The organism is Exiguobacterium sp. s56 (genome assembly GCF_018618255.1).
In the GTDB taxonomy this organism is placed as follows: Bacteria; Bacillota; Bacilli; order Exiguobacteriales; family Exiguobacteriaceae; genus Exiguobacterium; species Exiguobacterium chiriqhucha.
In genome coordinates this window covers 225,945-233,827 of the sequence record NZ_JACSLR010000003.1, presented here as the reverse complement: position 1 = coordinate 233,827, position 7,883 = coordinate 225,945, and the positions used below count along the sequence as shown (strand labels likewise).

The window sequence follows — 7,883 nt, the reverse complement described above, 5'->3', positions numbered from 1 at the left end:
AAAACTACATTTGAAGAGCGCTTTGAGATCGTGAAATACTGTTTGGAGAATGGTCGCAACTACCAGCAGACCGCGGAACAATATCAGGTGTCCTATGCCCAGGTCTATGGCTGGACTAAGAAGTATGATACGAACGGGGCAGAAGCGCTCCTAGACCGCCGTGGGCGTACGAAGCCCGAGGACGAACTAAGTGAAGAAGAGAAGCTGAAACGCCGTATCCGGCAAATCTATGACCAGGCGAACGGCACATACGGGTACCGTCGGATCACGATGACAATCAATCGGCTGCGCCGGTAACAGAGCCTGTCCACGTTCAATGAAAAGCGGATCTATAGCTTGATGCATATCCATGGGATCCAATCGATCATCCGCCGGAAGCGGAAGAGACATAAAAAGTCGACGCCACAGCATGTGGCTGAGAACCTGATGAACCGCGAATTCCGTGCGTCCCGGCCGGACGAGAAATGGTGCACCGACGTCACTGAGTTCAAGTATGGTGCCGGGAAGAAGGCGTATCTGAGCGCAATCATCGACCTGTATGACGGCTCGATCGTCGCCTATCGTATCGGGAGGTCCAGCAACAACGGGCTCGTGTTCCATACGATGATGCCAGCCATCGCGGGGCTCCGTACAGGAGCGAGTCCGATGATCCATAGTGACCGAGGGTTCCAATATACTTCGAGAGGGTTTAAACGCGTGGTGGAAGACGCGGGAATGACCCGCAGCATGTCCCGCGTCGGGCGTTGCATCGACAACGCCCCGATCGAGAGTTTTTGGGGTACCTTGAAAGTGGAGATGTACTACTTGCGTGAGTTCCTGGCCTATAGCGAACTCACATCGGCCATCGAGACCTACATATCGTTCTATAACCACGATCGTCTCCAGAAACGACTAAACGGCTTGAGCCCTGTCGAATACAGGGCTCAAGCCGTTTAGGCTGGTTTTCATTATTTGCCCTGTCTACTTGACGGGGAGGAGTTCACGCGTAAAAAATATTTTTTTATTTATTTTGATTCAACCAGCTGACATAATCAAAACAATCATATAACTTCTGACCGAATATATTTTTGTATAACGACAAGTCCCCTATGAGTTTTTCATCTTCAAATCCTTTTACCAAAAATGTTGAATTGATTTCCTCGCGCTTTTTATTGGTGAGTAAAACCTTATTTTTGTAAGGCAATGAGTCATATTCTCTAATAATCGCATCTGGGCATTCGTCATTTTCCGTCATCATGATGAATAGATTGTCATAATTAATTCGTCCTTTGCGATCGTTCCATTTCATTATTGCTTCTTCAATACTCGCGTAGTGCATGAAATGGATTTCCAAGTCGCACAATTTTCCGATTGGATAATCAAACGTTGTTGTTTTTACTTCTTCAATTTCTTGAGTAAGATAATAGTCTAGATTTGAAACAAATTTCACGAAATCCTCTGTATACATAAATAGATTGACTGTAGGGCTCAAAAATTTTTTTCCCAAATCATGTGTTATTAAAGCCCCTGTACAGTTATTCGAGATTATTGAAAAATCATCATTCTTTATTCTTTTACGGTTAAATCTATTAATTATTAAGTTCCTATTTATTCTTCCTACAGCTCTATATATTGTAGAAGTTTTTAAACTCATTCTAGTTTCACGCTCCTGCTTTTAAAGTATGGTCTTGCGCCAGTTTCCTACGGATTTTCGATTGTTTATTGAATGGTTTATTAGACTGCATATTGGTATAAAAACACTACCTAGTATAATAGTTGCAATTAAATAAACGCTAAATATAAACGCAACAAATAGGACGACATCTAAGCTATTGTTCACATATGGAATATGAAATGAATAGATTGTTGGACAGATGATTGGATAATCATCATTAAAAACCTCAGGATATTACCGTAAACTACCAAAAATATTAAAAATTATTTGATATTACTTGATTTAATTCCTTTTTTATACAAAATATTTTGCGTTAATTGTTGTCAACTTCAAGATTCTACCTTTTATCACAAGCGGATTCAACATTTTTTTATTAATTTAGATAATAACTTCAAAATGGACGTTCACGTATTCTCGAAGCAGTATATTGAGATTGACAAGTTTTCCATCGTTATAAAGCTTTAATCCACGGTCACGGCCTCATATAAGCTGTTGATGACTAGCGGCAAAGCATCCAATGTAATTTCACGTACCTTCAAAATCGGAGTGAATTTCTTAATCAACGTCGTTGTCGCGTCCGTAAATAATAGGCAGTCGCCTACTTCATACCAACGTGGTGATAATCGAACCCGTTGTATAAAGTAGGCGAGTTTGTTGGACGTGTTCTTGGTTTGAATTCGTTTTTAAGTTTCAAAGTCATGTTTGCGGCTAATGACTAAGCAACTGAAACGCTTGGAGGCGTATTTTAAAAAAATCAATTTTGAAGATTACGTCGACTCATTCATTCGTTCTCCATTTTCATTCTGCTTACCAACTGACTATAAAAACCAAATTAAGACAAGCACCCATGGCATCAACCTTATGAATCGTCTCATTGGCTAAATGGAGGGGTGCCCGAAACTCGATGGATCCGTTACATTCCGACAAATCGTTTTACTAGATTTTGGACGGCACAGGTAAGGAAGTCTTCCGTAAAGATGCTTGAGGACAGTAAGATTCGTCATAGATAGAGTTGCATTCCTGAACCAACAATCGCACAATAACTCCGAATATATACTTGTTTTTCAACTTCCCGATATATTAATGATGACACAGTATGAATTTTTATACACGGTGGACAGGTAAAAACGACCATTTTTCATGACAGATGAACTGATATACTTCATTATATCGACTTACTGTGACCACTTCTAGTTTTGTAAGAAGCTCATTTAATACAATCATCTTCTATTCTGTGAGTAGGTTAACTCCTAAAAGTGAACATCATCAAAAGCGAGGAAGAGTTATTTTACTAGTGTTGATTACACAACATCTGGGCTTTATTATACTTAACTTAAACAAATATTACTTTTTTTGACTTGTCTGTCTGTTCTTCCGATTAAGAACTTCAATCGTCTCTTGATTTTGTTCCTTTGAGATATGCAGATACAACTCCGTTGTCTCGGTCGAAGCGTGACCAAGCAAGCGGCTGATTTTAGTGATGTTGACGCCTGCGTTATGCAGCTCCGTCGCAAAGCTATGTCGAAGGATATGGCTTGTAATCCCAAAGCCAAGCTGTTCGTTCGAGACTTTCTGCAGATACTCGTTCACGTAGTTCGCACGAACTTTCGTGCCGCGTGGCATGATGAACAAGTAAGGGGAATCTGTATCGGTCTTTGGTCGCTCGCATTCAATATAACGCAGCAGTGCGTCACGTAGACGATCACTCATCGGTACTTCCCGCATCTTGTTGCCCTTCCCGTGCCGGATGACAAGCTCGTTCGTATCAAACGCGACATCTTCAATTGTTAAATTTAGCGTCTCACTGATTCGGAAACCGGCATCGCAACCAATCATATAAATGTTATAGAGTGTCGCATTGTGTGCATGATACAAGATTTGATGCAACTGTTCGCGGCTGAGGATCATCGATTGCCTTCTCGCCTCGGCACCGGATATTTTAACGAGTGCAAACGGGTTCTTGGTAATCCAGCCTTTGTGAACTGAGTAGGCCATGAACGTCTTGAGCACGCTTACATATTTCTTGATTGTGTTGAACGCTCGCTCACAGTCCACCAATTCATCTCGATACGCATAGGCGTGGGCGGTTTCGTCCACGTCTTTTAATAATGTTACGTTCGACTCGTCCATCATGAGCTCGAATCGGCGCAGGGTGTTCCGGTACGTTTTCACAGTGTCTTGTGATTTACGTTGTCTGAATTCCACGTCCTCTAAATAAATGGAGATGGCCTCTTTGATTGTCATGTGTTCCATGTTGTTCACTCCTTCGAATAAATATCTTCTCGCAGTTCACGTTGAACGTCCGCCTTGTAAGCTCGCAATCGACTTGCGGAATAGGCCAGCGTCTGTTCGGTCCCATCAATCAGGTGACAGAGAAGTTCGAAGTGACGGGGTGACAATTTCAGTCGTTGTTCATCGAGCCAGTCGAAGAGATGTCGCTCGGACGTCATACACTGTTCGGGCAGCTGTTCGGCCGCAATCTCATGCTTCAAGTGCCGGGCGTTCTTTTGCTGGTGATTCAAGATAGCCCCGCGGACTCTTTGAAAGCAGTAAGTCTTCGATAACGTACAACCTCGATTCAAAGCTTCCCACAAGGCGATACGTGCGATTTGGATACAATCGTCTTGTTCATTCGGATGGATGTTCAAGTGTCGGACGACGTAATGGATCATCGGCTCCCACTCATGGATTTGGTCATCAATTGTTTTCATCGTCGATTCTCTTCCGAGCGCTCTGTGTAATTCCTAGGTTAGACCGAGTATAAACGCTATTCCCCCCGTCTAACCATTGCCCTTATCACACATAAGCCCGGGGATATCTCCGATAACATAGGGCGTAAGGTGACAGAGGCGTGAGACAACGATAGAACAACGACTGAAAAGGGGGGAATAGCGTTTCCTTCCTTGTGAGGGTAGACATATAGCGTGATGGAGTCCGTGTAGTATTAACCGGAGAAGTTCGTGGGATGATCAGCCGGGCAAGGTTGATCATCCCATTTTTTTAGGCAACGGCTAAAGAATTGAGTTGTCAGTTTTTTTCAGCCAACCCCTGACCGCTTTCCCCGACATGCTATACTAAGAAAAAAGCAAAGAAATGGGTGGAACAGTTATGGGGAAGACGACACCACGGAACTCGAAATGGATGCGGACGTATAACCGCTCGCTCATCCTCCGGCTCATCCGGCTCCATCAGCCGGTGTCCCGGGTCGAGCTCGCCAAGGCGACGAGTTTGACGAAGCCGACGATCTCGAACATCGTCAACGAACTGAAAGAAGAAGGGCTGATCAACGAGCGCGAACTCGGCGTCTCGAGCGGGGGACGACGGCCGATCATGCTTGAACTCGCGGCCAGTGACCGTTTCGTCATCGGCATCGATGCGACGCAGCGGCGGTTGCACGGCGTCGTCACGAACATCCATGGGGAGATGTTAGGTGAGGCGTGGCATGACGAGCGGTTCGATACGAACGAGGAGTTCATCGAGGCGATTGTGACGCTGTACATAGAACTGGCCGCCAAGGCCCGAGGCGACGTCATCGGGCTCGGGGTGTCCGTCCACGGGATGGTCGAGGCGGGGAACGGGATCGTCCTGTTCGCGCCGCGCTTCCACTTGCATGACATCCCGCTCAAACAAGAACTCGAACAACGCCTGAACCAGAACGTCTTCGTCGAGAACGACGTGCGGACGCTCGCTTTAGGCGAGCTCTATTTCGGCGAGGCGATCGGCATCGACGAGTTCTTCTACGTCTACGCGGGTTACGGGATCGGGGGTGCCTACGTCCACGGTGGAGAACTAATTGACGGGGAACACCATATCGCCGGTGAAATCGGCCATATGCGCATCATGCTCGACGGGCCGATCTGCTCGTGCGGCAACCGCGGCTGTTTAGAGGCGGTCGCCGGGGAGCGGGCCATCTTGAACGAGGCCCGGCAGCTGAACCACGAACTCAACTTGAACGATTTGCGGGACGTGGTCGGCACGAACGCCGACATCCAGCAGTTATATGAGCGGGCCGGGGAGTATATCGGCATCGCGACGCTCAACATGATTCACTTGCTAAACCCGAACCGAATCCTGCTCGGGGGGCCGCTCTTCAACTACGCGCCGAACGTCGTCGCCAACATCCAGGAGCGGGTCGCCCAGACGGCGCTGACGATGGACGCCCGCCAGACGGATATCCGTGTCGTCCCGTGGAATGCGAACCATGGCGCGCTCGGTGCGGCCGCCTTGATCACGAACCAACTGTTCGGCGAAATCCAATGATTCAATCGCTCTCACCTCGAGGGCGATTTTTTTGTGTCGAAAAATAATTTATATGAAACCGTTTACAAGTCTAAAAAGGATGTGCTATAGTCTGTTTGTAGTTAGATAATAAATTTAATTTACTAAGTAAGGGGTGACACTCTCAAACGGGAAAGTGGAGGGGTAGACATGGACATAGAGACACCATTTCTGAAAGACAAGTTTCACGACATATTCGGTCGCTACGGGGCCACACGGCTGTTCACACGGGACGGTTCAACGTTTAATGAATTGGAAGCGTTCTCAAAAGCGGACGGTGTCGTCGTCACCCGCTCACGGCGGGACGGCATCTTCCGGCTTTACGACGAAGAGGCCCGCGACATCCGCCTGTTCCGCGTCTCAGACTTGAACGAGGCGCGCACGAACGACTTCGACGGACTGTTCGAGATGCTTCTATGGCGGTTGAAGCAACAGGACGCGCTGCCGTTCGGGGCCGACCTGTACGTCGTCGGATCGTACATAGACGACCATTGGCAGTTTGATTTGGAATTGATCGCATACACACTCACCCGGCTCGGAGATCAACCGATGCCAGACCACTTGATTCGGGAGCTTTGCCTCAAGCTGGTCGCATAACATTCAAAGGAGAATGAACATGAAGAAAACGACAATCGCACTCGCATCATCGGTACTCGTCTTGTCATCACTGCTCGCTGCTTGCGGCGGCAAGGAAGAGGCGGCCGCGACGACGGAAGACGGCAAGCCGGTCATCAACTGGTGGGGCTGGGCGCCACAACCAGAGGTCGGGGAAGCCATGGCCAAGGCGTTCAACGAGTCGCAAGACGACTACGTCGTCAAGTTCAAACGTCTCGAGGACTATGAACAGCAGCTCCAAGTCGCCATGCTCGGCGGCGACGGCCCGGATGTCATCGGCCTCAAGGAACCGATGATCCCGCAATACAAGGACCGCCTCGTCCCGGCGAAAGACTACATGGACAAAGCGGCCGGCGCGGGCTGGAAAGAGAAGTTGATCGAGCTCGGCGTCGAACAGACGACGGTCGACGGCGAACAGATGGCGGTTCCGGTCGGGTTCACAGGTCAGGCGTACCTCATGTACAACAAGACGATGCTCGACAAATACGGTGTGACACCGCCGAAGACATACGACGAGACGATTGCGGCGATTGACAAAATCAACGCCTCGGGCGACAAGGTCATCCCGATGCAGCTCGGCGCGAAAGACGCCTGGGTCGGCACCGACGTCTTCAACGTCTTGAGCCACCAGGTCGCACCAGGGTACATCCAAAAAGTAGTCGCGGGTGAGGCGAAGTGGACGGACAAAGAGATGGTCGAGACGGCTGAACTTTGGCAGCAACTGTTCGAAGACAAAGTGTTCCAAGAAGGCGCTTTGGGTCTTGCGACATACATGGACGGCATGAACAACTTCTTCGACAAGAAAGCGGCGATGTGGGTCATCGGCTCATGGGAAGCCCACTCGATGACGACGGTCGAGAAGCGTGACAAGTGGAACAACTTCGAAGACGAGATCGGTTTCGTCCCGCTCCCGAACCTCGCGGGCGGTACAGAACAACCGGTCATCGCCTCGATCGACATGGCGCTCGGCGTCAACAAAGAGTCGAAACAACAAGACGGCGCGGCCGCCTTCATCGCCTACATGACGCAAGGCGAAGGCCAAGCGCTCTACATGGAGAAGTTCGAGATGGCTCCGGCCGTCAAGGACATCGAAGTCGCGTACGAGGACAAATTCACGTCTGACGTGGAACGCGAGTCGTACAAAATCTTGAACGAGACGGTGAAGAACGCCGTCGCGGGCCGCGGTATCCGTGACCCGAAAGTATACGACACGCTCGGCAAAGAACTTCAAAACATCGCCGGCGGTCAAGACGCGAAAGAAGCGCTCGCGCGCATCCAAGCCATCGCTGATCAAGGTAAATAATCGAACGAGCGCCAGTGGCCAGCCTGACTGGCG

The 7,883-nt window shown here is 48.6% G+C and carries 6 protein-coding genes and 1 pseudogene; 4 read left to right on the top strand and 3 right to left on the bottom strand.

Annotated features, from left to right (window positions below):
* Positions 1-936, top strand: a pseudogene (locus KNP71_RS05340) (IS3 family transposase); the annotation flags it as partial.
* Positions 937-1,000: 64 nt separating this feature from the next.
* Here the strand turns inward: KNP71_RS05340 and KNP71_RS05335 are convergent.
* From KNP71_RS05335 to KNP71_RS05325, 3 genes are all read right to left on the bottom strand, one after another.
* Positions 1,001-1,633: a DUF1919 domain-containing protein gene (locus tag KNP71_RS05335; RefSeq protein ID WP_214830229.1), complete on the bottom strand. Its 633-nt coding sequence runs from the start codon at positions 1,631-1,633 to the stop codon at positions 1,001-1,003.
* 1,365 nt (positions 1,634-2,998) lie between these two features.
* Positions 2,999-3,907, bottom strand: a complete 909-nt coding sequence (locus tag KNP71_RS05330) for a tyrosine-type recombinase/integrase (RefSeq protein WP_214830227.1) — start codon at positions 3,905-3,907, stop codon at positions 2,999-3,001.
* Positions 3,908-3,912: 5 nt separating this feature from the next.
* The gene (locus KNP71_RS05325; RefSeq protein WP_214830225.1) at positions 3,913-4,365 is read right to left on the bottom strand and encodes a sigma factor; all 453 of its coding nucleotides are present in this window, start codon (positions 4,363-4,365) and stop codon (positions 3,913-3,915) included.
* 397 nt (positions 4,366-4,762) lie between these two features.
* Between KNP71_RS05325 and KNP71_RS05320 the strand changes: the two genes are divergently transcribed.
* The 3 genes from KNP71_RS05320 (at position 4,763) to KNP71_RS05310 (ending at position 7,850) form a co-directional block, all read left to right on the top strand.
* Entirely contained in the window at positions 4,763-5,914 is a 1,152-nt protein-coding gene (locus KNP71_RS05320) for an ROK family transcriptional regulator (protein WP_214830223.1), read from the top strand.
* A gap of 168 nt (positions 5,915-6,082) precedes the next feature.
* Positions 6,083-6,529: a hypothetical protein gene (locus KNP71_RS05315; protein WP_214830221.1), complete on the top strand. Its 447-nt coding sequence runs from the start codon at positions 6,083-6,085 to the stop codon at positions 6,527-6,529.
* Positions 6,530-6,548: 19 nt separating this feature from the next.
* On the top strand, positions 6,549-7,850 hold the full coding sequence (locus tag KNP71_RS05310; RefSeq protein ID WP_251132747.1) for an ABC transporter substrate-binding protein: 1,302 nt from the start codon (positions 6,549-6,551) through the stop codon (positions 7,848-7,850).
* The last annotated feature ends 33 nt before the right edge of the window (positions 7,851-7,883 follow it).